The 24,262-nt window shown below is 56.3% G+C and carries 15 protein-coding genes and 8 pseudogenes; 8 read left to right on the top strand and 15 right to left on the bottom strand.

The features are described from left to right. Positions 1–167 precede the first annotated feature (167 nt). Both SJQ66_RS10365 and SJQ66_RS10360 read right to left on the bottom strand, forming a co-directional pair. Positions 168–386: pseudogene (locus SJQ66_RS10365) on the bottom strand (hypothetical protein); the annotation flags it as partial. Between the two features lie 165 nt (positions 387–551). Then, positions 552–2,096: a methyl-accepting chemotaxis protein gene (locus SJQ66_RS10360; protein ID WP_320534023.1), complete on the bottom strand. Its 1,545-nt coding sequence runs from the start codon at positions 2,094–2,096 to the stop codon at positions 552–554. Between the two features lie 317 nt (positions 2,097–2,413). Here SJQ66_RS10360 and SJQ66_RS29650 point away from each other — a divergent pair. Next, positions 2,414–2,703, top strand: a pseudogene (locus SJQ66_RS29650) (hypothetical protein); the annotation flags it as partial. Positions 2,704–2,863: 160 nt separating this feature from the next. On the opposite strand, the gene SJQ66_RS10350 reads toward SJQ66_RS29650, so the two are convergent. Continuing rightward, positions 2,864–3,532 carry an SDR family oxidoreductase gene (locus tag SJQ66_RS10350; protein WP_320534022.1) on the bottom strand — a complete coding sequence of 223 codons (669 nt, stop codon included), beginning with the start codon at positions 3,530–3,532 and terminating at the stop codon, positions 2,864–2,866. Positions 3,533–3,867: 335 nt separating this feature from the next. Between SJQ66_RS10350 and SJQ66_RS10345 the strand changes: the two are divergent. The 4 genes and pseudogenes from SJQ66_RS10345 to SJQ66_RS10330 form a co-directional block, all read left to right on the top strand. Continuing rightward, positions 3,868–3,972, top strand: a pseudogene (locus tag SJQ66_RS10345) (LysR family transcriptional regulator); the annotation flags it as partial. A gap of 18 nt (positions 3,973–3,990) precedes the next feature. After that, a complete protein-coding gene (locus tag SJQ66_RS10340) occupies positions 3,991–4,332 on the top strand; it encodes a LysR substrate-binding domain-containing protein (protein WP_320534189.1) in 342 nt (113 codons plus the stop codon). Positions 4,333–4,343: 11 nt separating this feature from the next. Further along, positions 4,344–5,420: pseudogene (locus SJQ66_RS10335) on the top strand (IS256 family transposase); the annotation flags it as partial. 59 nt (positions 5,421–5,479) lie between these two features. After that, positions 5,480–5,650 (top strand): annotated as a pseudogene (locus SJQ66_RS10330) (LysR substrate-binding domain-containing protein); the annotation flags it as partial. Positions 5,651–5,825: 175 nt separating this feature from the next. Here SJQ66_RS10330 and SJQ66_RS10325 read toward each other — a convergent pair. From SJQ66_RS10325 to SJQ66_RS10315, 3 genes are all read right to left on the bottom strand, one after another. Next, on the bottom strand, positions 5,826–7,169 hold the full coding sequence (locus tag SJQ66_RS10325) for an RNA polymerase sigma factor (protein ID WP_051504713.1): 1,344 nt from the start codon (positions 7,167–7,169) through the stop codon (positions 5,826–5,828). Positions 7,170–7,676: 507 nt separating this feature from the next. Then, the gene (locus SJQ66_RS10320) at positions 7,677–10,226 is read right to left on the bottom strand and encodes a YbcC family protein (RefSeq protein WP_320534021.1); all 2,550 of its coding nucleotides are present in this window, start codon (positions 10,224–10,226) and stop codon (positions 7,677–7,679) included. 18 nt (positions 10,227–10,244) lie between these two features. Then, positions 10,245–11,822, bottom strand: coding sequence for an NADH-quinone oxidoreductase subunit L (locus SJQ66_RS10315; RefSeq protein ID WP_320534020.1), 1,578 nt, complete (start codon positions 11,820–11,822; stop codon positions 10,245–10,247). Positions 11,823–11,921: 99 nt separating this feature from the next. Between SJQ66_RS10315 and SJQ66_RS10310 the strand changes: the two genes are divergently transcribed. After that, a complete protein-coding gene (locus SJQ66_RS10310) occupies positions 11,922–12,839 on the top strand; it encodes a LysR family transcriptional regulator (protein WP_024905995.1) in 918 nt (305 codons plus the stop codon). A 484-nt stretch (positions 12,840–13,323) separates the two neighbouring features. Here SJQ66_RS10310 and SJQ66_RS10305 read toward each other — a convergent pair. Next, positions 13,324–14,996, bottom strand: a pseudogene (locus SJQ66_RS10305) (methyl-accepting chemotaxis protein). Between the two features lie 684 nt (positions 14,997–15,680). Between SJQ66_RS10305 and SJQ66_RS10300 the strand changes: the two are divergent. Further along, positions 15,681–15,791: pseudogene (locus SJQ66_RS10300) on the top strand (IS5/IS1182 family transposase); the annotation flags it as partial. Between the two features lie 74 nt (positions 15,792–15,865). On the opposite strand, the gene SJQ66_RS10295 reads toward SJQ66_RS10300, so the two are convergent. From SJQ66_RS10295 to SJQ66_RS10285, 3 genes are read right to left on the bottom strand one after another with little or no spacing between them, the layout of a single operon-like run. Next, a complete protein-coding gene (locus SJQ66_RS10295; protein WP_024905992.1) occupies positions 15,866–16,696 on the bottom strand; it encodes an SDR family NAD(P)-dependent oxidoreductase in 831 nt (276 codons plus the stop codon). Positions 16,697–16,743: 47 nt separating this feature from the next. Then, positions 16,744–17,544: a glucose 1-dehydrogenase gene (locus SJQ66_RS10290; protein ID WP_320534019.1), complete on the bottom strand. Its 801-nt coding sequence runs from the start codon at positions 17,542–17,544 to the stop codon at positions 16,744–16,746. Between the two features lie 18 nt (positions 17,545–17,562). Then, positions 17,563–18,702, bottom strand: a complete 1,140-nt coding sequence (locus SJQ66_RS10285) for an alkene reductase (RefSeq protein WP_024905990.1) — start codon at positions 18,700–18,702, stop codon at positions 17,563–17,565. Between the two features lie 97 nt (positions 18,703–18,799). Here SJQ66_RS10285 and SJQ66_RS10280 point away from each other — a divergent pair, with 97 nt between their 5' ends. Further along, positions 18,800–19,699: a LysR family transcriptional regulator gene (locus SJQ66_RS10280; protein WP_301291126.1), complete on the top strand. Its 900-nt coding sequence runs from the start codon at positions 18,800–18,802 to the stop codon at positions 19,697–19,699. Between the two features lie 196 nt (positions 19,700–19,895). Here the strand turns inward: SJQ66_RS10280 and SJQ66_RS10275 are convergent, their stop codons facing one another. The 5 genes and pseudogenes from SJQ66_RS10275 to SJQ66_RS10255 form a co-directional block, all read right to left on the bottom strand. Further along, positions 19,896–20,459 carry an Hsp20/alpha crystallin family protein gene (locus SJQ66_RS10275; RefSeq protein WP_320534188.1) on the bottom strand — a complete coding sequence of 188 codons (564 nt, stop codon included), beginning with the start codon at positions 20,457–20,459 and terminating at the stop codon, positions 19,896–19,898. Between the two features lie 172 nt (positions 20,460–20,631). Beyond that, a complete protein-coding gene (locus SJQ66_RS10270) occupies positions 20,632–21,039 on the bottom strand; it encodes an Hsp20/alpha crystallin family protein (RefSeq protein WP_046153780.1) in 408 nt (135 codons plus the stop codon). Positions 21,040–21,066: 27 nt separating this feature from the next. Further along, a pseudogene (locus tag SJQ66_RS10265) lies at positions 21,067–21,509 on the bottom strand (Hsp20/alpha crystallin family protein). Between the two features lie 252 nt (positions 21,510–21,761). Further along, entirely contained in the window at positions 21,762–22,625 is an 864-nt protein-coding gene (gene otnI / locus SJQ66_RS10260) for a 2-oxo-tetronate isomerase (protein ID WP_024905986.1), read from the bottom strand. A 57-nt stretch (positions 22,626–22,682) separates the two neighbouring features. Further along, on the bottom strand, positions 22,683–24,140 hold the full coding sequence (locus SJQ66_RS10255; protein WP_024905985.1) for a GntT/GntP/DsdX family permease: 1,458 nt from the start codon (positions 24,138–24,140) through the stop codon (positions 22,683–22,685). Between the last annotated feature and the right edge of the window lie 122 nt (positions 24,141–24,262).

Below are 24,262 nucleotides of genomic sequence, written 5' to 3'. Positions count from 1 at the left end.
CTAGGCCGTAAGCGCACTGCGATACCATATTGACGCAGATGTTAAGCAGGCTTTTGCGGCCAGTTATGCGGTAAACAACCCGTCGATGTTGCATACAAGGTGCGAGGGCAAGCGCTGCAGGACGTCTTTGAGATAGGCGTTAGGATCATGCCGGTTGAAAACGCCAATACTCGGGCTTTGGCTGCAGGATAACTGCGAAGCTGATCCGTCACGATGCCGCCAGCGCCCGGGTGCCGTATCTATTCGTAGCTGGCGACCACGCCGCGCTCGCGCAACAATTCTTCGATACGGCGAAAACGCAACGAGAGCCGGAAATACCAGCGCACTACGAGGCTTATGAACGCCGGCAGGAAGCGATGGTCGTGATAAATAGACGAGGTTTTCACGCGTCAAGCTTACCCTACCGCTTCGACAACGTGACAATACCTTAGCCAGCGATACCGTACCGGTTGATGTTCAACCCTTAACTCAACGTACTGGGATAATAAGGGAGATTAAAAGATGTCACCGTCAATCGGTTATCCAACGAATAACGACGATCACTGACAAGATTACGTTTTAAAAACGCTTACTACTTCCACGAGCTGCTTTGCCTGTCCTTCCAGACTATTAGCTGCGGCAGCCATCTGGTCGACCAACGTCGCATTTTGGTGAGTTGCTCGGTCTATTTGAACCACTGCTTGCCCCACCTGTGAAACGCTTGAACTCTGTTCGTTGCTTGCAGTGCTAATCTCGCTCATGAGATGTGTGACGGTTTTAATGCTGCTCACGACTTCCTGCATTGTCGTCCCAGCTTCATCGACCAGCGCGGACCCTTGTTCAACGCGGCTAACACTTACCGTGATGAGGGCTTTGATTTCACTGGCTGCTTCGGCTGAACGTTTTGCCAAAGAGCGCACCTCACCAGCCACCACTGCAAAGCCTCGCCCTTGCGGCCCGGCACGCGCCGCTTCTACGGCGGCATTTAATGAGAGGATATTGGTCTGAAACGCAATGCCGTCGATGAGGCTGATGATGTCTGAGATTTTCTTTGAGGATTCGTTGATTTCCTTCATGGCTTCCACCACTTTGGAAACGACCACGCCTCCTTTTATGGCGATGCCGGATGCACTTTGTGAGAGTTGGCTGGCCTTTAATGCATTGTCTGCATTTTGCTTGACGGTTGACCCAAGCTCCTCCATTGAAGCGGCGGCCTCTTGTAGGGCGCTAGCCTGGTTCTCCGTGCGAGCCGATAAGTCTGCGTTGCCTTGCACGATCTCACTGCTCGCATTTGAAACGGATTCGGACCCCTGTCGCACTTGGGAGACTATCTGCAATAAGCTAGTCTGCATTGTCCCTAGTGAAGCCAGTACGCTACCAAGTGGAGCGGTGTCCGCTCCTCGTACTGGAATCAAGTTGCCGGTCGCACAGTTATGAGCCGCCTGCCGTAATTCGTCAGGCTCTGCGCCCAGCGACCGCACGAGATCACGGGTGATAAGCCAACCGGCGAATCCGCTGACCAAGGCGATCGCTAACGTCAATTCGATCATCGAATGAACGCCTGAAGCCGCTTTATCGGTCGATTGCTTGGATAGATTTTCGGACAGATCCATCTGCAATTGCAACGAGTCATCGACGGCCTTGAATAGAGGCATCTGACGATCACGCATCTCGCCAATCAATTGCTTGTTCGCGGCATCGATATCACCCTTATAGGCTAACGCTACCGTCTTATCCAAAGCATCATTGAATGGGCCAATCAGGTCGCTGACACTTCCTATTAAATCGCGGGCACTTTGAGGAGATATGGTGCCGATTAAAGAATCGATTATTTGCTTATTTAGATTCTTGATATTTTGCGCTTTTTTTAACTCGCCGTCGCGAAATGTTTGATCTCTGCTGATGAGAATATTGCGAACTTGATGCCCTTGCGCATTAAGGTTGTTTCGAAGTTGTTGGAGTTGACTTATTTTGATTAATCTGTTCGTTGCTACTTCATTCACGGCCACCGCCAACGAATTCATTCGTAGCGCAGCGTAAGTTGCAAGTAATATGCTAAGGATTACACATAAACCAAATCCAAATGCGAGACGCGAAGATAATGTTTTGTTTTTCATTAGGCAATTCTTTTATTGTTTAGGAATATTTATAATAATTGCCAAACCTACGTTTTCACTTCAGATTCATCAAACATCATACCTTTTGCCCAAATTGCCACGTGAGAGGAGGCCCATTGTGTTGCACCGGACGTATCGTCCGATTGACTATGTGGATGGTAGTTCTGTTTAGCCTTGGAAGGTAGCTTTATTCAACCAAGTAAAGCGATATGTGGTGGACCAACCACGCCGGATCGAGTCGCTTTGGACATGCAGGCACTGCCACGTTAGCAAAGCGATCCGGTAAGCTAGGCAGATGAGATCCTCGTCCATTTATCGCGGCCGCCCGCGTGAATAACCGCGCAGAAAACAACCATCAACCGACCCGAGCGCGCAGGCGCCGCATGCGCGGCTTCAGGGATCGGCGACGCGCCCAGCGTTTCCTTTAGAGCTTCGGTCCGATTCGACAGCATTTTGCTCTGAACAGGCACCGGGTGGCGTGGCCGAACATCGCAGCCTGCTTACCGGTCGCTTCGAATCGCGGCGGCAGGTCACTTGCGACGGCCAAAATCCGTCCTCGTTTTGCGCCGCGGCAGCAACAACCGGTTTTTTAGACCACGCTCGGTAACGTGACCATGCCTCTGAACCATAGCTGCGAGGAGCATTTCACGCCCTTGCTCCTGGCGTTGGACGCAACGGACGTGGACGAACCGGTTTAGGTGATCGATGACCACGTCATGTATGGCGTGCCAGCCATGAAGTCGTATGTGATCAGTTAGTCTAAGGGGCTATACATTGTCGACTGCAAGCGAAATGGCCTTATCGGCCTCCAGCGACTGCAACCGTTCGGTCAGTCCCTTGCTGATCGATGAATAAGCCGTTCCTCCTAAAGCAAGTCTTAACGGTACTTCCTCCTTGTCGGCCATGTCGATCAATGTCTCCACGACTTGTTCAGCTCGGCTGAAATGCGCAAATGCGTCGTCGCGGATCGCGTGACGCACTTCGCCAGCAGCGGTGTTTTCATAGCTATCCATCGACACTGCGTGATCGAGACCTGCGCCGAATTGGGTCGTGGTGGGGCCGGGTTCGGCGATGAGAAAGTCGATGCCGAAAGGAGCCACTTCCTGGCTGACCGATTGTATAAATCCTTCAATGCCCCATTTCGTCGCATGATAAAGACTGAAATTGGGATAAGCGATCGGACCGCCTTCGGACGACACCTGGATGATACGTCTACCCCCTCGCGCGCGCATACGCGGCAGTAGTGCGCGAATGAAGTGGATTGAGCCGGTCAGATTGGTTGCGTTTTGTAGGTCGATCTGTGCGTTGCTGACCTCTTCTCCCGCACCGAATGAGCCGTAGGTGGCGTTACTGACGGCCACATCGATGCGGCCGAAATGCGCGAATGCATCCGCAACGGCGGTTTTGATCTGTGCGGGTTCGGTAAGATCGAGCATTAGCACATACAACTGTTACCCATAACCCGCTTGCATATCGTCCAACGCGCCGGGTTGGCGCAGGGTGGCCGCAAGGCTATCGCCGCGCGCCAGCAAGCGTGCCACCATTTCGCGACCGAGACCCGTCGATGTGCCCGTAGTAAGCTAATCTTTGCGCATAGTTCCTTTCTCCTCGTGCGATGCAAACAATGATAGGCGCGAGCGGTTATTATGTTAATAATCATTAAATACACTGCATCAGTGAAAATATTTCAGCAGTGAAACGCCCGACACTCGACGATATGAACGCGCTGATGATAGTGGCTGAGCATCGCGGTTTCTGACGCGCCGCAGACCGGTTCGGTCTGCCGCCGTCGTCGCTGAGTCATACGATCAGAGGCCTGGAAGAAGCGTTGGGCACGCGGTTGTTGAATCGCACGACGCGGAGCGTGTCGCTGACGGAGGCGGGCAAGCAATTTATGGACAGCATCGTGCCATTGCTAATGCAGTTGCGTGGTGCCTCGGATGACTTCACGGGCGAAAAAGGGCGTTTGACGGGGACATTACGGATCAATGGCGACAAGTCTGCGTTTCGGTTGTTGCTTGCATCGGTCGTGCCGGCATTTCTAAGAAGGCATCCAGATGTTCAGCTTGATCTGGTAGCGGACGGCCGATTCGTCGATATCGTGGCGCAGGGTTTCGATGCCGGCATTCGTCTGGCGGAAGCGGTGCCGAAAGACATGATCGCCGTGCCGTTGAGCGTGGATACGCAATTCATCGCGGTTGCGGCGCCCAGATATCTTAAAAATAACGCGCCGTAGTACGCAATGGCTACCTGCCGCAGCGCGAAGTGTTGACGGGGGCCGGCCCGATTCCGGTGAAGGTGCCGAAGGTTCGTGGTCGATCAGGATCGGGTGCGAAGTTCAATTCATCGATTGTGCCGCCGTATGTGAGGAAGTCGCCGCGCGTGAGTGCCGCGCTGCCGTGGCTGTATTTGAAGGGCATTTCGACAGGCGACATGAGCGAAGCGCTGGGCGTGCTGCTGGGCGAGGACGCCAAGGGACTGTCGGCGAACGTGGTAAGTCGCCTGAAGGCGCAATGGGCCGATGAGCATGCCAGTTGGAGCCGGCGTGATCTGTCGAAATCGCGCTACGTCTATTGGTGGGTCGACGGCCTTCATACCGGCCTGCGTAGTGAGAACTCGGACGGGCAGTGCCTGCTGGTGATCATCGGTGTGAGGCCGGATGGGCGTAAGGAGCGTGTGGCAATCGGTGACGGGTATCGCGAGTCGAAGGCGTCATGGCAGGAGCTGCTGCTAGACTGAAGGGGCGTGGCCAGCAGGCCGGCCCACTACTGGCCGTCGGCGAGCGCGATGGGTTTCTGGGCTGCACTGGAAGAGGTGTTCCCTGCGACGCGATGCCAGCGCTGCTGGTTCCACAAGATGGGCAACGTGCTCAATGCGCTGCCGAAGTCGCTACAGGGGCGCGCAAAGGCAGACCTGCAGGCGATCTGGATGGCCGCAACGCGGGCCGACGCATACGCCGCGTTCGATCGTTTCGTGACGGTCTATGCGGCGAAATATCCGAAGGCGAGCGAAACGCTGAAGAAGGACCGGGAGAGCCTGCTGGCCTTTTACGAATTCCCGGCTGAGCACTGGCAGCATTTGCGCACGACGAATGCGATTGAGTCGACGTTCGCGACCGTGCGCCAACGGACTACTCGTACGCGCAACTGTGTATCGCGACCAACCTTCCTCGGTCTGGCATTCAAGCTGATCGAGGAAGCCGAGAAAACTTGGCGCCGCATCAACGGCCCTGAACAGATCAAGCTGTTGCTGGATGGCATTGCCTTCAGGGACGGCGAACCGGTGCAAGGCGATCAACCGGTTCAGCAGAAACTCGCCGCTTGAAATCACGCGCCTTTAGACTGCCCATACACCAGTCTTGACATTAGCTCGCCGGGCTTGGGCCCGCGTATGTGCCGGAAAGCTATGCGCAGGCTGCGCTGAGCGATGGCGCCTTAGTGACGGTTTTGGCGGACTGGTGTCCGCGCATACCGGGTTTGTGCCTCTATTTTCCGAGCAGCCGGCTGGTGCCGCCAAATTTGCGGGCGTTCATCGACATCATCCGCGGAGAATAAGTCGGGATTATAGGCAATCAGCTGCCGTAAACGTTAAGCACACCTGGATCGAGTAGATGCCCGTATCGTAACCGGGATTGTCGGATTTTATCACCCGCTCCCACACTCTTCGCTATGCTACGGCTACTGTCGCATAGCGACGGCCCCATTTTGCAAAGTTTGGCAAACCTTTGTATCAGCCGCCCAGGCTGTTTAGGGCAACGCGGAGCTTAGCTCGTGCCCGGTGCATACGTGCTTTTACCGTCGTAACAGGGCAATCGGTTATCCGCGCGATCTCCTCGACCGAGTGGCCAAGGATATAAGCCAACGTCATTGTGACGCGTTGTTCCTCAGGTAAAAGATCTAATGCTTTGCTGAGAATATCTGATAGATCATAGTCGGGGGAGTTTTGAATCATTAATTCCGTATCTAGCAGCTCGAATTCGTCGCGCCGATTGTTGCGCAGAGTTTGAAGTGCACAGCGGTAAGCGATGCTTGTAATCCAGGTGGAAACACTCGAATCACCGCGAAAGTCTTTGGCTTTTCGCCATACGACCATGAATGCATCGTTCACAATCTCGTTTTGTAGCTCAGATTTCCAAGTGAGACGGCTTAGAAAACGCGTGATGCGTCGCCGGTGGAGATGGTACAACCGCGCCAGAGCCGACGAATCGCCCCTTCCGACACAGTCGACGAGCCACCGTTCGTGACTCATTGTGTTGGGTTGGTTATGCAATCCCGGCGCCGTTGTAGATATCTGCTGTGTTACTTTTGCTATCTCGTTGCGTGCGATTTCGTAGGCGCGGTGATCCCCAATCTCGAGCATCGCACCGACGATGCCAGTAATCTCTCCATTGTCGTCATAAACCACGCCTTTATGGAAACGCACAGCACGTACGTCGCCAGCACCGTTGCGAACACCGGTGACATATACTTGCACACCCCCTTTTTCTAGTAAATCGAGGTCCGCTTTGTGATAGGCGACAGCGAGGTTCGATGGCGACACCTCGTAGACGGTCTTGCCAACGATAGCCGACCGATGCATGTCGAGAAAATTTTCGAATATGTCATTGCACCCCATGTAGAGTCCATTTGCGTCCTTAAAATACACGGGGGATACCATGCCGTCCGCATGACTCTGCAACGCCGAGAAATTGGCAACCCCGTCGCGCGCGAACCGCATCAATCTTAATTGATCACGGGCGCGAGATATGATTGGCTCTGGCTCTAGAAGGTCAATCTCGGTCACAACGTCGTTGGCGCCGCTGGCGATAAGTGAAACGATCCTCTCCGCGGAAGCATCCCTTTGCACGGCGATTAGATAACATTGGTCGTCGCCTCGATGCAATAACTTGGTGATTTGGTCGCCGGAATCGGTGCAAGTGCAATCGACGAAGATAATCGCCGGAAATAACTTGTCGGTGTTGATGTCGCTGAGATTCCGAGCACCGCAGCGTTGTAACGCAGAAGAAAAAGGGCGATCAACGGGACTCGACCAAAAAATATCTACATTCAAATTTACGTCGAGCGTCTGAATCATTTGTTTTCCTCATTTTTGGTCCCTGCGCGGCTCGCGATGAATCACAGAATGACTTCGATGAGGTTCCTCGGTTTATAAATCTGGAATTTCATGGCATGCCATGCCATGTCGTCCTACGTCTTAAATCCGTTGTGACCGCAGCTGCAGTATTCGCATCGATCTTGTATCTCTGCAGGAACAGAGTCGCTGAGATCTTGTTCGCAAGCTCTCTCCTAGGCGTGGATGGCGCATTTATTGAGAGGTAACCCCGAGCTTTGTGCACTTCTAGCATAGGATTTTTGTCATCAAACTTGCGCTTGCTCAATAGCGTCATTTTTTCATCGTGCAAAGTACTGTGCATCCGTTGTTAGCGCGGATTCGCACTAGAGCCAATAGGCACTTAAGGCACCTAGTCGTTTGCTATCTCGAAAATCAGGCTTAAGCGATGACGCCAAACATCGGCATCATCTTTGCGCTTCCAGCAACATTACGCTTTGTCACAAAAAAATTGCTGGAAGATGACAAAAATCAGGATTTCTCCAGCTGCAACGATGACCATGTTCCTCGCGAATACCGCAATAAGCCTGATTCATGGAAGCGCCAAAGATACAGCCACCCGTTGTCTAGCAATTGTTTCAAAACCTCGTGCTTTGCAATCACCGCGTCGATAGCGGTCTGGGGGGCGTCGATCACCACAGTTAGCCGCAATGGTTCGTGCACCCAGTAGTGGCCGTCATGCAAAGACTGGCGGGAAAGGCCGATACGCAAATCGCCGCCGTTTCCCTCGAAGACGCCTATTGCTCCGCCCACTACGTTATGCAGCAGTTTATTGCCGCTGCCTAACCTGCTCGGGTCACAAGTAGAAGCGTGGTATTGCCAATTTATCCAATGGGTAACCAACATTGGCGCCGTCATCAACATTTCCAGCAAGCTATTGTCAGGATCGAGATCGGCTTCGTAATCGTGTAAGAAGCAGCGGCCGTTAAGTATAGCGCCCTGCGTGCGTTTGCGCGACGCTATGACAAAGGCTGCGTTGCCCGCAAGCCCCCATTCGGGCCGGGTTTGTGCGCCATCGTTGGCCCGGCGAGACAACTGTAGCAGCAGGGTACCGCTAGGTGCGTGCGGGTTCAGTTGCAGAGCCGGGGCGCGTTCGCGCCTTACTTGGTCGCTAGCGTGTGCGAACACGACCTGCAGGCGCTCCCATTTTTGGCGTGATTGGGATGTCAGCAGATCCAGGTCGAACCCCTCAATGGCATCGGTCGTGGTATTGTGCAGGCAGGCGATAAAGGTCGTGCTGTCGGGAATGTCGACGCCCACGCCACGTAGCCCGTGTCGCACAGCAGGATCGTTGAGTAGCAGCGCTAAGCTGCGTGCATTGACTTCGCCTGTTTGGCCGCAGCAAGCGCCACAATCGAGCGTGGCCGCGTGCGCGTTATTTGCGGACTGGCTCCCGTGCCCGACAAGTAGTACCAGGGATGCTAAGTTTCGCTTCAACCCCATAGCGTGTAGCACGCGTGCTGCCAGCGCGACCTGCGCGTCGACGTCAACTCCTACTAATTTAGGGCGGCATACTGCACGATAGCGCGCTGACACGCCGTGCAAATCATCTCTGGCCCGATCGCTATGACCGGGCTGTAACCAGCGGTTGAGTTTTCCGAGATAGCCAACACCTATGGCTTCGACATACGAAAATGCCGAGCTTGGCCAGCGACTGGCCGCTTGCCATCGGTGAGCCAGCGCCAACCGGCCCTGGCGCGCACTGCTGGCAGCCTCCTGCATTACACCCTCGCGGGTACGGTCGCTGCTGTCAACGCGCATGATTTGGTCGGTGACCTCAAAAGACGGCGCGAGCAATCCTGGCAACTGGGGCCGCCGCGCCCTTGAAGCCAAAGGCGTGTAGGCGATAGGCAAACCAAAGAAACCGGCAAATCCGATGGTCTGAATGCCTGGCCACGTGGCCTCCAGCGCCCGGCGCATGGGCTCGCTGCGCACGTCGATACAGAAAGCGGCTTGAACTTCGATTTCCCGCGGCGGCAGGGGCGTTGAGCTGACGCTGTGCGGGTGTTGCGCCAGATCGCGCTGGTAGCCTGCTTCGAGAGCCACCTGCCAAATTTCGTCTATTAGTAGCGCGTTTTCTCCATTCTTGAGTAACTCCGGAGCGTCATTCCACGCTTGGTGCAATGCGGTGAACGCATCGCGGCTGGCGATGCTGTCTTTGGCGTCCAGCAAAAGCGCCCCCCAGGCAAGACGAATGGCCAGCAGGTGGCGCAGATCGGGCGTTTTCCCACCCTCCAGCCCTGCTTGCCAGTCGAGATAGGCGCACCAAGACGCCCATCCGTTCACTGTAAGCAACACTGACTCCAGATAGTCGGCCCACACCTCTTGGGGTAAGCCTAGGCGCTGCAGCACCCAGCGCTCTGCGTCTTCGGCACTGGCAGGTAACGCATCCACTGCAGCACCAAGCTTGGGCAGCCCCATCAACAAGCCAATACCGTGGTCGTGTTGCAGCGTTTCGCGCCAAAACGCGTACAAGTTTTGTGCGCGCTGCGGGCGCCAATCGGCCTGGTGCGCATCGAAGTAGGAGGCGCAGGTTTGGCTGACTTGGTGCGTAATGGCCTGGCGCCAACTAAGGCGGTGATTGCGAAAAGGGTCATTGTCCAGCACGTCAATCAACAATGGCAATTGCTTTACCGGTGAGGGCGATGCTAAGGCCTCGATACATTGTTGCGCCGTGATGTTTTGCCTTTGTGCCTCCGGCGTTTGGCACAAGGCCACGGCCAAGTCGGCATGGCTTATTCGTCCCGTCTGCCATGCACGCAACTGCTCATTGCGTGGCGGGAAGACTTGGATACCACCCAGTGCGGCCATGCGCGCAGCTACTTGGCGCACCGGCATCCCAATGCGCGACCAGTGGGGGTTGACGGCAATGGCACGGTCCAGAGGCCAGGCGGGGGCGATCGCGCGGCATGCCTGAGCGCAGGCTTGGTCGACCGCTGCGTGAAGGGCTCGCAAATCCGTGCTACTGCTGTTAGCCCGCTGCACAACTTCTGGGGGCACGTCGGTGGTCAAGGCATCCATTTTATACTCTCCAGGGTATCAGGCTTCAATCTGCGGGGGCAACTGCGAGGCAACCAACTCGTCACTGGTACGCGATGTCGGCACCCAATGCGCGGGCCACAATAGAAGGGCCAAGCGGGTATAGGCTTCATCCACGTAAAAGCCCGAGTAGCTCCAGCGTCTCCAGCGCTCAAGTCGTATGGGGGCGATTTGCAGCAGCGCCAAGCCGACATAGAGAGTGGCCATGCCTGCCAACGCGATCAGGCCTCCCATTGCATGTGGGGAATCTTGAAGTCCAAGGGGCAAGAGATGCGCGGCATAGGTCACGAGTGTGAGACCTGTGACTAAAAGTGTGCCTGAGATTAGTTGACCACTACGACAAGCTGCCCCCTTTGCGCCTGCTTGATTGTTCGACATCCATAGGAGCGGCGCCCAGGCCAGACCTAGCACCGCGCTCCACCACCACGGCCAAGCGGTCTTCCCGGCGAAGGCCACCAGGTTCAGCACGATACCCGCTGCAAGCAAGGGTGCTGCAACCAGGCTAGTGGTTGTTGGCGCGCTTGCCGTGTACAGCGCTTGCAGCCGGGTCTGCCGTACTACGGTGGAGGCTGATAGAAAAGCATGTGCTTTGTAGACAGAGTGCCCGATGAGATGTAGCGCCGCAAGGGTGTAGAGACCCAGCGCGCACTCTAGCAACATAAAGCCCATTTGCGCGACAGTAGACCAAGCCAACCTCACTTTAATGGTTATCCGCGTTAGCATTACCATGCCTGCTAGAACCGCGGTTACCAAACCAAAGGTCAGCAGCACTGCGCGTGCTAAAGCAGCGTGTTCCAGTAGGGGCGCGAATCGAATCAGCACGAAACCACCCAGATTGACGACGCCGGCATGCAACAGGGCAGAGACTGGTGTTGGAGCCTCCATCACCTGGATCAGCCAGCCGTGCACGGGCAGCAAGGCCGTGCGCAGTATGACCGCAAGCACCAGCATTATCGCGCTGACTTGCAATGCCAAATTACTATCCTGCTGTTGCGCGATTTGCCCCCATAAGGCCGACAGGGAGCCGCTGCCCACTTCCTTCCACGCCACTACTGCGGCACCTACCAAAAGTACATCCGCCACGCGGTCGGCGATGCGCTTCTTGAGTGCGGCCAGACGGGCAAAGGGGCGCTCAGGATAGAAGCACAGCAATGGTTGCAACGCCATGCTCACACCCGCCCACGCGACGATGAGCACCAGCCAATGATCAGCCAGCAGCAATAGCTGTACACAAGCAAGAACGGCGGCGAGCATCGCAACATAACGGCGCTGCCCCGCTTCGCCCTGCAGATACCGTGAAGAAAAGCTACCGATCACCGTGCCCAACCCCTGAACGAGGGCCATCAGCGAGAGACTGAACAGTGACGCGGTGATCCAGCCATTCGATACGAGGAGGGGAGGGTTGCCTAGAGTAATGGTCACCAGTGTCAGCACGAGAGTTGCAATGGAAAGCATCTGGAATCCTTTCCAGAGTGCTACGGGGGACCAGGATGAAAAACGGGCTACCGCGAAGGCGATTGTCATTAAAACGACAGGGGCCAACGCGCTGATTCCATACAAATTGGGAGGGAGATCCATCAAAAGCACCTTGTTAAACATGATGCACCGATGATGCTTATGAAGTATCGTTCTGTAAAATACATTGATAAGAATCTTTTAATCTCAAAAAAAGAACGTATGAAACTGCATCAGCTCAACTTTCACCACCTTTTCTATTTTTGGCGTGTTGCCAAGCTGCAGCATTTGACGCAGGCGGCAGAAGAACTTAATACCTCGCAATCGGCGGTATCGACGCAAATTCGCCACCTAGAGGAGCGAATCGGTGAACCTCTTTTTGACCGCGCAGGGCGAAGACTGGCGTTGACAGCCACCGGGCAGCTTGTACTTGCCTACGCCGACAATATCTTTGGCCTTGGCCAAGAAATGCTGGGGCGCTTGCAGGGTCACGCTGCCGGTATCACGCGGTTGCGCGTAGGCAGCGTGGCGACCATGTCGCGCAACTACCAGGAAAATTGGTTGCGTCCTTTGCTGGCAAATCCGAGTGTGACGCTTACCCTTGAATCGGGTTTGCTCGAAGGCTTGATCGAACGTGTGCTGCAGCATCAATTGGATGTAGTGCTAGCTAACGAGACGGTGCCCACCCACCCGAATCGCCAACTGCATTGTCGATTCTTGGGCAGCCAGTCGATTTCGCTAGTGGGCCCGGCCAGTCGGTGGCAACAGTGCAGTCTGAGCGTTCCGGGCGATTTGGATGGCCTGGATCTGGCGTTGCCCGGGCCGCGCCATGCCGCGCGTGCGCAATTCGATGCGTTGTGCATGTCGGCGGGTGTGTCGCCACGGTTGCGAGCGGAGGTGGATGATATGGCCATGCTGCGCTTGATAGCGCGCGACAGCGGTTGGTTGACGGTATTGCCGGAGGTGGTCGTACAGGACGAATTGCATTCTGGCACGTTAGTGACAGTGGGTCAGACACCCGAACTGCGCGAGAATTTTTATGCCATTACTGCCCCGCACCGGCACCACATCGAGGTGCTGGAACAGCTACTTCGATCCTCCACTTCAGCGCTAGCCGCGGGGCATTCCGCATCTCCCTGATCGCGCGGGCGCCTGTGAGCCATGGCTCGGCATTGTTACGTTGGTGAGTGTGGAGCGAAAAAACAGCGTTTTACGGGCCCGGATCAAACCCCGGACCGATCTCGGCCGCGGAGCGTCGGGTGATGCCACGATGCCAAGTGAACGGTAAGCTCGCGACGATGTTTGGTTGGTCTGCGGTGCCTCCTTGAAATAGGAGCGTCAATAGTCCGATGGAACGCCTGTTCGGTAGTCTGAAAACCGAGTAGGTTCCCACTGCATCAATGCAGTGATGGTGTAGGGTCGGCCGTCGCAGAGGCAAAACTTAACCCGGTGTCCGGTGTGAGTTGACCACTACACTGTAAACGTTCGAACTGTGTTTCGTGCCTTAACCACGGCACTAGCCGCGGTTAAGGCACGAGTGCCGTGCTACTGCTCGCAAGCGTGAGCACGAAACACCGGGCGTACATTTTCTCGAGAAACAGGTGTTCTTTCCGAGCGTGAACGATTACGCCGCCCGCCTAAACGCTTTGCCTTGGCGACTTGTATGACGGTAGTTGTGCGAAATGGAATCTTCTGCTATCGAAGACTGGTGCCCGATGGGCGACGCGCTGGCATCAGCACCGACACGGAAGATTGCCACCGAATCACGCAGCGCTTGTGCCTGATCTGCCATGGCGCGGGCTGCAGCGGTTGCCTGTTCGACCAGCGCCGCGTTTTGCTGTGTGACTTCGTCCATTTGGCTTACTGCCACATTCACCTGTTCGATGCCGATAGTCTGCTCGCTGGACGCTGACGCTATCTCCCCCATGATGTCGGTTACGCGCTTCACGGAGCGTACTACCTCGCTCATGGTCTGTCCTGCGTTATGCACCAGTGCCTCGCCAGCAGTGACATGTTCAACGGACGTCCCTATCAGTTCAGTGATCTCCTTTGCTGCGGCCGCACTACGTTGTGCTAGCGTACGCACCTCTCCAGCCACTACAGCGAAGCCTCGTCCTTGTTCTCCGGCACGTGCCGCTTCGACAGCCGCATTGAGCGCGAGAATATTGGTTTGGAATGCAATTCCTTCAATAACGCTAATGATTTCGGCAACTTTCGACGAACTTGTGGCAATGTCCTGCATGGTCGTGACGACTCGGCCTACCACTTCGCCCCCTGTGGCGGCTGTCTCCGACGCGGTGTTCGCGAGCGTGCTGCCTTGGCGCGCATTTTCCGTGTTCTGCCGAACCGTCGCAGTGATCTCCTCCATGCTGGCTGCGGTCTCTTCGAGGGATGCTGCCTGCTCCTCGGTACGTTGCGACAGGTCGACGTTGCCTTGCGAGATTTCTCCGGCGGCAACGGAGATGGATTCTGCGGACGTCTTGATGCCCGAGACAATATTGCTCAGATTTGTTCGCATCGCTTCCAGCGAAGCCATTAGGCTCGCGTTGTCATCTGCTGCGACGTGCACCTTCTGGGTGAGATTACCTTGGGCGATTTGCTGTGCCATTTGTTGGGCTTGTGCTGGCTCTCCCCCAGTCGCTTGAGGATGCTGCGGGTAATAAGAATGGCCAGGAACACACCCAAAATGAGCGAAAACCCGACGATCACCCATGCGGTGATTTGAATGACATGATAAGTAACGTTTGCTTCTTCGGTTGCTTGCGCATTGAGTTGATCCTCAAAGTCTGCTAGCTCATTCAAATGCGAAAGCCAAGCTGCTTGCTTTGGCCGTGCTTCTTACAGCAAGACTTTTATCGCTTCTGATGGGTTGTTCGCCAAGCCCAGGCCAATAGCCTTGTCCATCAAAGGCACGGCAGCGGCATTGTCTTCCTTGATTTGGGCGTAAAGCGACCTTTCACGGTCTGTCGTACCGGCTTCCGTTGCAAACATTTTGCCCAGCGCTTCTTCCGCGTTCGCATAAACTTTCTTTTGCCGCTCCACGCGTTTGGACTCCTGTGCGAGACCAGCCGGGTCCGTCAGTAGTGCGATGTTGCGAATGGCGATGGCTCGGTCCGCAACGGATGCTTTCATGTCTTTGGCATATTTTGATTAGTCGTTGTTCACGCGGGCTATGCTGTCGAGCCTGCTATGAATCGAAGATAGGCCGTAGAACCCTACAAGCGCGACCGTGACTAGTAGGAACAGAACGCTTCCGAAGCCTATTGCCAAGCGGGTTGATACTTTTGAATTGTTCATCGTATTTTGTAGATAACGTTAGCGACGCAACGACGCACACAAAATGGTGCCTCTTTTTTTACTGCCACGGCAGTGAGGGCGTTCGGTGTAAAAAGCGTGCACCTAATGCTGTTGGAGACCGACGCAACCTCTTCAGGTTGGCTAACGGCCCCGATCCGAGAGAATTGAGGGAAATTTACCATTTTTATCATTTCCGCCTTGGCAACAATCAAGAAATGATTATTATTGTTTGTTATGAATGAGTTTTTAATACCAGTCGCGCATACCAGTGGCGGAAAATCGTACGCCATTTTTATCATTTTTTGCGATGGAAAATATGCGAAACTTTGGCAGTGAGCCGAACCGTACATCGACACACACCGCCGTTTTCGCAACCTCGGAATCGCACGATGTGCGATATTCAATCGGTGATTGAATCCGTTGCCAGCTATCGTTAGCATCTTGCTACAGGCCATTGTCACGTTATCAAGCGCTGGGCGAGACAACGTCATGCACTGTCTGTTTTCAAAACACGGACGGATTTTGGCCAGCGAGCGCAGGGTGCTGCCATGAGACGCGTGCGACACCACGCATGATGTCGAACCTGAGATACGTTCTTAGAGGCCAGTTCAAAAAGAGCCCGGGGGGGCTGTTTACCTTCCCGTGAAACGGTTAATCTTGGATGCCTGAACAACGGATCAAGGAATGCCGGCACGTATCATCGATGCCGAGCCGTGGGCACTGGTCGAACCGGTACTTCCACTGCCCAAGCCGCGACGCAAGCGATACCCTGGGCGCCTGCCGGTTTCGGACCGGCGGCACGCAATGGCATCCTGCTCTTGCGCAATGCAAACGGCATACCGCGTCTATTTCGCGAATCGACACGGCATTCATTCCTGAAAATCGGTCGAGAGCATGAGCGACTTCCACTGCTCGGCAGTCTCCTGGAGTTCCGCAGCCTTCTTCCGGAATACCGCGTAGGCATCGGAGCCGGCTCCGAACTGGAGCGGGGGCTGGCTGCTCATGACCAGCTTCAAGATTGCTTGTGCGAACTTGACGGGATCACCCTGCTGCAGATGATTGTTGTCATCAAGCGCCCTGCGGTGCGCGTCTGAAGAGGCGGCGTAGTCCTCGATGACGATCTCGCCGTAGCGAACCGAGCTGCCGTCGAGGAAGTCCGTACGGAAGCGGCCTGGATAGACGCATGTCATTTGAATACCGAAGGTCGCGACCTCTTTGGCGACGCCCTCCGACCATCCAGAAAGAGCGTGCTTCGTGGCGCAATAGATTGATGAGCCCTCGAAGCCTTCGATGCCTGCGATCGAGGCAATGGTCAGGATGCGACCTGAGCGCTGGCGACGCATAATTGGCAGAATGGCCCGGGTGACGTCGAAGACCCCGAACACGTTGGTGGCAAATTGCTTTTCCACCGACTGACGGGTGACTTCCTCGAAGGCCCCAAGTTGGCCGTACCCGGCGTTGTTCACGAGCACGTCCACGCCACCGAAGTACCGGGCCGCATCTGCGGCAATGCCTTCGGTCGTATCATGCGTGACGTCGAGCCGGACCACATGCAGGCGATCCCCATAGCTTGGCAAGGCGAGCAAAATATGATCGGGATCGCGAGCTGTCGCGATGACTTGGTCGCCAGTGTCCAGAGCCGCTCGTGCGATTTCAAGGCCAAGGCCCCGCGCGGCCCCCGTAATAAACCAGGTTTTCATGTCTTCGATCCTCATTCAAATAAGGCGCCGACAGGGCGCCAGAGCAATCATCGGACCGAATAGCCGCCGTCGAACATGAGCATGTGGCCTACGACGAAGCTCGACGCGTCCGAGGCCAACCACAGCACGGCTTCCGCAACTTCGCTCGCCCGGCCGGTACGGCCGACAGGGTGGGCCGCGCGGATCGGATCCATCACTGAGTCCGAACCGGACAGTTCGATGAAGCGTTCGATCATGGGCGTATCGATGGTTCCCGGTCCAACGGCGTTGATGCGGATGCCCTGCTTGGCGTAGTCCAGCGCGGCGCCCCGCGTCAGGCCTAGGACGGCATGCTTCGAGGCCGTGTAGGTGCTTAGTCCGCCGATGCCGACAACGCTCGACATTGATCCCATATTCACAATCGTGCCTCGGCCTTGCTTGAGCATCTGGCGGATCTCGGCGCGCATGCACAACCAGAGTCCGCGCGCACTGACGTCGAAGACGTGGTCGTAGGTGTCGTCGGGTTGGTCGGCCAGAGGCTGCGAGTTCTGCGTTATCCCGGCGTTGTTGAAGGCGACATCGAGGCGCCCATATCGCTGCACGGCAGCGTGAACCAACCGCGCGACCTGCGCCGCGTCGCTTACGTCCGTCTGGATAAAGATCGCCTCACCGCCCAATTCGCAGATATGCACAACAGTTGGTTCGCCGGCATCAGGGTTCACGTCGGCAACGACGACACGAGCGCCGTGGCTGGCAAATGCGAGTGCCGCGGCCTGACCGATGCCAGAGCCCGCTCCCGTTATCAGCGCGACGCGCCCTCTGAATTCTTCATAACATGGCATGGTGATTCCTTCGAGTTGAATGTTCAATCCTGGCGGGTAGGCGCCTCAGGCTCGCGCCGCATCCACGCGATATGGCGGATAGTCGATGTAGCCGCGAGCACCTCCCGTGTAATAGGTGGCTCGGTCCGCGGGGCTCAAAGGCCAGTCGTGGCGCAGTCTCGCCACCAAATCAGGGTTCGCGATGAACGGTTGGCCAAAGCCGGCTAGGTCGATCACCCCATCCGCGATCAACTGGGTGGCTCGCGCTTTCGTGAGACCGCCATCAAGCATCAATGCCGTGCCCGGCGCGGCTGTACGCCACTGGCGAAGCAGACCTTTGATGGCGTCGCTGGTCGGACGCTGGCCTTGGGGCGTATTGAAGAAACCGGTCTGGTCCATGACATGGATGTAGGCGATTCGGCGCTCACCGAGCGCGCGCCCTAGCGCTATGTAGGTCGCCTCGCTGTCGGGGAAGATCGGCACGGAGCCGATGACGCCGAACGGCGTCAACCGGATCCCCACGCGCGCAGGACCGATTGCGGTGCACACGGCGTCCACGACCTCAAGAGTGAACCTTAGCCGGCCCTCCATGGTGGCGGCCGAATAACGGTCTGTCCTATCGTTGATGAGCGGATTGAGGAACTGGTCGAAGAGATAGCCATTGGCGGCGTGAAGTTCGATGCCGTCGAAGCCCGCGTCCATGGCGTTCCGGGCCGCCTGCACGAAGTCGGCCACCACCCGGCCAATCTCTTTGGTCGCCAGAGCCCGTGGCGCGGATGCTGGAAGGAATCCCACTTCGCCGTCGGCATTGCGTCCGAATGCCATCGCCCCCTCCGCACTGCGAGCGGTTGAACTGACGGGTGGCCGACCGCTTTGCTGGATCGATGTGTGGGAGATGCGACCCACGTGCCAAATCTGAAGGAATATGCGTCCGCCGACGCTATGCACAGAGTCGGTCACTAGACGCCAGCCGGCGATCTGGGCCGGGGTGAAGATGCCGGGATTGTAAAGGTAACCCTGGCCTTCGTTTGAGATCGGTGAGCCTTCGCCGATGATCAAGCCTGCGCTCGCGCGCTGGGCGTAGTAAAGGGCGACCCGCTCCGTAGCGGCATCGTCAGGGCCTCTTGAACGCGTCAGCGGCGGCATGACGATGCGATTAGGCAAGCAAAGGCCGGAAAGATCGAATGGACTGAAAAGGTCAGGCATGAAAGGCGCCTCCCAATGAACATGACCTCACTCTAGATGCTCCTGTAATATAAGAAAACTTTCTTTAATTCGTTTCACTGCGGAGTAAAATTCCTCCATGCCGATGATCGAGAGCCTAGGCGCCATGCGCGCCTTTGTGCATGCCGCTGACAAGCGCAGTTTCAAGGCTGCTGGCCAAATCGTTGGCTTGACCCCCTCGGCGGTAGGCAAGGCGATCCAAAAGTTGGAGGAACAGTTGTCCGTGCGACTGTTTCACCGTTCGACGCGCTCAATCACGATCACGGACGAGGGCCTATTGTTTCTAGACCGCTGCCGCCGCATCTTGGGCGAGGTGGAGGCCGCTCAGGCGGAATTGGGGCAGGCCGGCGCAGCACCTGCGGGCCGGCTCAAGGTGAGTGTCCCGGTCGAGCCGACATTGCTGCTGCCGTTGATGTCGGAATTCACCGTAGCGTATCCCCGGATCGAACTCGAACTCGACATCAGTGATCGGTTCGTCGAGGTCATTGATGAAGGTTTCGACGCCGTCGTCCGCTCGGGCGAACCAAAGGACAGTCGCCTTTCACACCGGCTGCTGGGAAGTTTCGGTTGGCATTTTGTGGCGTCTCCTGCTTACGTTGAAGAGAATGGGCAGCCACGCGACACTTCGGACTTGCAAACGCATCAATGCTTGCGCCACCGCTACCCGGAGACCGGGAGGTTGATGCACTGGCCCGTGGATGCCGACACGGAACTGCCCGTGACGATCACGGCCAACATGATGGGCCCTCTGCTGGACCTCGCATTGCGCGGGCGGGGTATCGCGTATTTGCCATCCTTTGCGGTGCGGCGTGCGATCAGCGAAGGACTGTTGGTGGAATTACTGGCCGGGCAAAGCCAAGAGCGGGGATCGATCAGCTTGCTGTGGCCGGCTAGCAAGTACCCTTTGCCGAAGCTGAGAGTCTTCGTGAACTTCGTTGCAGCCCGAATTGCAAGCGAGTTCACCGCTATCACCGCTTGAGCGGTGCGCAAGTGATTTTCGTCGAGTTATCGGTTGAATTTCACGCAGCCTTGACCACCCTTATTTGATATCACAACTGCAGACCCGCTCCTATCTCAATGCATCCTCGGGAAACAGTTGCATGCCGATGATGCGCACAAGCACTTGGTAGCTGTATATGCCTCTATGCATTCGCTACCAATGCGACTTGCCTTCCCTAGCCGATATCGATAATGTGGCTCGCTGATCGCGATAGTGCCAATTTCGGTACGGTCAACGTGAGCACGCCGTTGTCGAACTTTGCCAGGGTGCGATTGGGGTCGGCATTTTCCGGCATTGGGATCGTGCGCACGAAGCATCCATAGGCGCGCTCAAGCCGATAACAGCCATCTTCCTCGCTGTGCACGTCCTGTTTTTTCTCTCCGTGCAATACAAGCGCCCCATCCTCCACAGTGACTTTCAAATCTTCCCGCTTCATTCCAGGGAGCTCCGCCGTTACCCGTAGCACCTTGCCCTCATCCACCACGTCGATCCTGGGCTGGAAGCGCGATGAACTGAAGTCGCCAAACCATCGCTCGAGCGCGCTATGGCCTGCGAACGGGTCAAGAAAGAATTCCTCCACGGCCCGCCATTGATCGCGCGAGAAAAGTCGTAACATGTCAGGCAACGAAGCTCGCGACTGTTCGTTCGGCGAAGGACTTTCCAGGTTGTCAGCATTGGACGTGTGCCCCTTGCTACGAAAGAACTTGAAGGGATTCCACTTCTTCAGGTCGGTGTTCATCATATCTTCCTCTATGGTCAGGCGGGGGCACGGGATGTTGGGTGTTTCACCCAGTCCGAGACTTCGCGGCCTATCGACCCTCAGCATCCCGCATCCCGACCGCTAAAGTCGGAAAGTGTCGGTCACAGACTCCGCTGGTTTTCCCCAAATAGTTGCTGATCTCGTGCGGACCTCAGCCCGGACGCACTTCGATGCGGCGTGGGAGAGCTTCCTCGCGGCGCGGTATAGTCAGCTTCAGCACACCGTCCTTTGGGTTTGCATCGATTTTCGTTGGGTCAAAGTCGGCACCGAGTGAGAACGCCCCCGCGAAGTGCGGCTGACGAATCTCCGCATGCTGCAGGCGCAGCCCTGCAGGCGTGGGTATCACTGCCTCCGCGTCTATGTATAAGGTGCCATCGTGTATCTTCAAATTAAGCCGATTCTTTGTCACGCCAGGTACATCCGCCCAAAGGGTAACGCCCTGACTGTCTTCGAAGATATCCACCGGCGGTGTTAGCATGATCCGACGTTGGGGCTGGTCGACATCGCGTCGGACCACTCCAGTTTCATCTTTCCTTGCAAGTTCTGTCGTGTCGTTCATGATATTTTCCCAGTTGAGAGATGCGTTTCATTGAACCGTGATGGCCCGCGGTTTTGACGCCTCTCTTTTAGCAATACTTACAGTCAAGCAACCATTTGTATACTGGGCCGTGACTTTGTCGAGGTCCGCATGCTGTCGTAATTCAATGACACGCCTAAAAGCCCCGACAAACCGCTCCTGCGCATAACTACGCGCGTCATCGCGGGTCGCGCCCGGGTATGCTGTCTGCCGCTCGCCGCAGATGGTCAGCAGCCCATTGTCGATGGATACGTCGAGGTTTTGGGGATCGACACCCGGCGCGAACGCGACAATCTCAATAGAGTCGTCAGTCGAGCCGATGTTCACCTGCGGGAAGGCCCCGAAGCGCGCCGAACGAATACTGGAAGGGAACCCGCCTAAAAAGCTCGCCATCTGCCGTTGCAGGCGGTCGAACTCGCCGAGAAGATCTCCCCAAAGTAGAGATCGCTCATGGTCATTTCCTCCTTGGAATCAGCAGGAAGACGAACCGGCCTACGCGCTCCAGTCCGTCTGCCCCGCTATTGGCAAACAAATCGAAACACGCAGCGCGCCAGTATGCTGGCGCGGCTGCCTTAGCTGAATTCAAGATAGGATTTCGCGCAAAAATTTCAAGGGCAATATTGGGATTTTTTGTTCTTGAATATGGCTGCTGATTATTACAATCAGTTGGCGGTAATGCTAGTTGCCAGCGGTGGCCTGGGTATTCACGGCCTGTTACATGCAAATGCTGCGCTCGCACCGCCGTCACCAGACCCCGCTCTTGTGGTTGTCGAGTATACGCCCGCTCGACGCCAGTCCCGTAACCATTGCAGTCCCTCGCTGGTGTTCCCGCGTGGGCGATACTCGCAGCCGATCCAGCCGGTATAGCCTAGTTCGTCGATTAAGCGGAACAGGTGAGGGTAGTTCAACTCACCCACGTCAGGTTCATGACGCGATGGTACACCGGCGATCTGGATGTGACCGATCCCGGAAAAGTCCCGTCGCAGTTTCATTTCGATGTCGCCTTCGACTATCTGGCAGTGATAGCAGTCGAATTGCACCTTGAGATTGTCTGCGCCTACCTCCTTGCAAATGGCTTGCCCTTCATCCTGACGACTGATGAAATAGTTTGGCATATCGCGTTGATTGATTGGCTCCAACACGATCGTGATACCTAACCGCTTTGCTTGGGCCGCAGCGTGGGCAACATTTTCGAGATAAACCGCACGATGTTTGGTGCGCGTCGCTGCTTCAGTATCTGGTAGCAAGCCCGCCATCACGTGAATGCGATCGTTGCCAAGTACCGCGGCGTAATCTAGCGCGCGCACGATGCCATCCCGAAACTCCGCTTCGCGGCCCGGAAGCGAGGCGAGCCCGCGTTCGCCTTTCGCCCAGTCTCCAGGTGGTGCATTGAACAGCGCTTGTTGCATGCCGTTGTCGTCAAGTCGACGCTTCAATGCCGTCGCGTCGTACTCGTAAGGGAACAGATATTCGACGGCGTCAAAGCCGTCGGCACGTGCGGCGGCAAAGCGGTCAAGGAAGCCGTGCTCCGGATACATCATGCTGAGATTGGCGGCAAAGCGGGGCATCGTTCCTCCTACTTGAAAATTACCTATTCCAGAACAGCGGATCGTCCGCATTCCGATTTACACAAACGGCCAGATTACCAGGGTCATCAGGAAACCAAGCGTGCCCAGGATCGTCACCAACAACGTCCAGGTGCGCAGGCCGTCGCCGACGTTGAGTCCCGCAAGCTTGGTGAAGATCCAGTATCCGGCGTCATTGACATGCGACATCGCGAAGCCGCCACCGCCCATTGCCAGGCATAGCAGTGCCAGATGATTTTCACTCAAGTTCAGCGAATGCACCATTGGCGTCAAGATGCCTGCAGTGGTCACCAGTGCCACGGTAGTGGAGCCTTGCACCGCACGTAACAAAAGGCACAGAATGAAGCCTAAGGCGAGAACCGGCAAGCCCGTCGAACGTAGTGCATCCGATACCACTTTGCCGATCCCTGTTTCCACCAGCACCGAGCCGAATACCCCGCCAGCGCCGGCGATGAGGATAACAATCGCGACGCCGGGGATTGCAGAGCCGATGACGTCTGAAACCTGGTAGGCGCTCCAGCCACGGCGTACGCCTAGCAGCCAGGCGCACAGCAAGGTGTCGAGCAATAACGCGACTAATGGTGCACCAAGAACAATCAAGGTCTGGCGTAGGATAGACGTCGACGGCAACATCGGGGGGACCAAGGTGCCGACAAGGATCAGGACGATCGGCAATAGAATCAGCGACAGGATCAATCCGAATCCCGGCGGCGGCGCGGCCGGCAGGCGAGCCGCCAATGCGCTGGCGCTTTCGTCCAGGCTTCTGCTGGTCATCGCGGTTTCGATGTGCGGCGTCTTATAGACGTTGTTGGACCAATCGACGAGGTCCTCATTGGTGATATGCGCACCATAGACTTCTGCGCGAACATCGTCGCTCATCGGATAAATCTTGCGCGTCATGCGTCCTGCAATCACATATCCCACGAGGCAAAGGATCAGCACGATCGGCAGTCCGAACATTAGGATACGCCCTAAATCCGCGCCCAATTGCCCCGCAGCGGCGACGGCGCCTGGATGCGGCGGCAGGAAGGCATGCACCGCAAGCAGGGAGGCGCACATCGGCAACGCAAAAACCAGAAGCGGCTTGCGTGCTGTGCGAGCAACACCGTAGGCCAGTGGCATGAAGATGATCACGCCGACTTCGAAGAATACCGGGATGCCTACAACAAAGCCGGCGATGGCCAGTGCCAGAGGCGTGCGGCGTTCACCGAATTGCGCAATCAGTCGCTTCGCGAGTACCTGGGCGCCACCCGACAGTTCCACAATGCGTCCGATCATGGCCCCCAGGGCAATGATAATAGCGATGTGGCCGAGCGTCTTGCCCATGCCGCCTTCGACTGTGGCGACTAGCGCCGCCGGTTTGACGCCTGCCACCAAAGCAACGACGATACTGATCAACAAGAGCGCGACGAACGGCTGGAACTTGAAACCCAACACCAAAACCAACAGGAAAAGGATGCCACCTAGGGCGGTCGACATAAGGAATAAGGAGCTCATACCATATGTCCCCTTGCGCCGACGGACGATGCGTCCAAGTAATCGCTTGCATAGATGTGCCTAGCGACGCAGTGTTGATACCAACTCATCTTTGAAAAGTCTCCGTCCGGAATATTGTTTTA

This window comes from Robbsia andropogonis (genome assembly GCF_034047095.1).
Classification (GTDB): Bacteria; Pseudomonadota; Gammaproteobacteria; order Burkholderiales; family Burkholderiaceae; genus Robbsia; species Robbsia andropogonis.
Note: the sequence above shows the minus strand (reverse complement) of the source record. Positions and strands in the feature narration are given on the sequence as shown.

What these genes read in the sequence shown, in the direction of transcription:
- SJQ66_RS10360 (WP_320534023.1), bottom strand. Translation starts at nt 2,096, where the DNA reads ATGAAAAACAAAACATTATCTTCGCGTCTCGCATTTGGATTTGGTTTA.
- SJQ66_RS10350 (WP_320534022.1), bottom strand. Translation starts at nt 3,532, where the DNA reads ATGCTCGATCTTACCGAACCCGCACAGATCAAAACCGCCGTTGCGGAT.
- SJQ66_RS10340 (WP_320534189.1), top strand. Translation starts at nt 3,991, where the DNA reads ATGGACAGCATCGTGCCATTGCTAATGCAGTTGCGTGGTGCCTCGGAT.
- SJQ66_RS10325 (WP_051504713.1), bottom strand. Translation starts at nt 7,169, where the DNA reads ATGATTCAGACGCTCGACGTAAATTTGAATGTAGATATTTTTTGGTCG.
- SJQ66_RS10320 (WP_320534021.1), bottom strand. Translation starts at nt 10,226, where the DNA reads ATGGATGCCTTGACCACCGACGTGCCCCCAGAAGTTGTGCAGCGGGCT.
- SJQ66_RS10315 (WP_320534020.1), bottom strand. Translation starts at nt 11,822, where the DNA reads ATGGATCTCCCTCCCAATTTGTATGGAATCAGCGCGTTGGCCCCTGTC.
- SJQ66_RS10310 (WP_024905995.1), top strand. Translation starts at nt 11,922, where the DNA reads ATGAAACTGCATCAGCTCAACTTTCACCACCTTTTCTATTTTTGGCGT.
- SJQ66_RS10295 (WP_024905992.1), bottom strand. Translation starts at nt 16,696, where the DNA reads ATGAAAACCTGGTTTATTACGGGGGCCGCGCGGGGCCTTGGCCTTGAA.
- SJQ66_RS10285 (WP_024905990.1), bottom strand. Translation starts at nt 18,702, where the DNA reads ATGCCTGACCTTTTCAGTCCATTCGATCTTTCCGGCCTTTGCTTGCCT.
- SJQ66_RS10280 (WP_301291126.1), top strand. Translation starts at nt 18,800, where the DNA reads ATGCCGATGATCGAGAGCCTAGGCGCCATGCGCGCCTTTGTGCATGCC.
- SJQ66_RS10275 (WP_320534188.1), bottom strand. Translation starts at nt 20,459, where the DNA reads ATGAACACCGACCTGAAGAAGTGGAATCCCTTCAAGTTCTTTCGTAGC.
- SJQ66_RS10270 (WP_046153780.1), bottom strand. Translation starts at nt 21,039, where the DNA reads ATGAACGACACGACAGAACTTGCAAGGAAAGATGAAACTGGAGTGGTC.
- otnI (WP_024905986.1), bottom strand. Translation starts at nt 22,625, where the DNA reads ATGCCCCGCTTTGCCGCCAATCTCAGCATGATGTATCCGGAGCACGGC.
- SJQ66_RS10255 (WP_024905985.1), bottom strand. Translation starts at nt 24,140, where the DNA reads ATGAGCTCCTTATTCCTTATGTCGACCGCCCTAGGTGGCATCCTTTTC.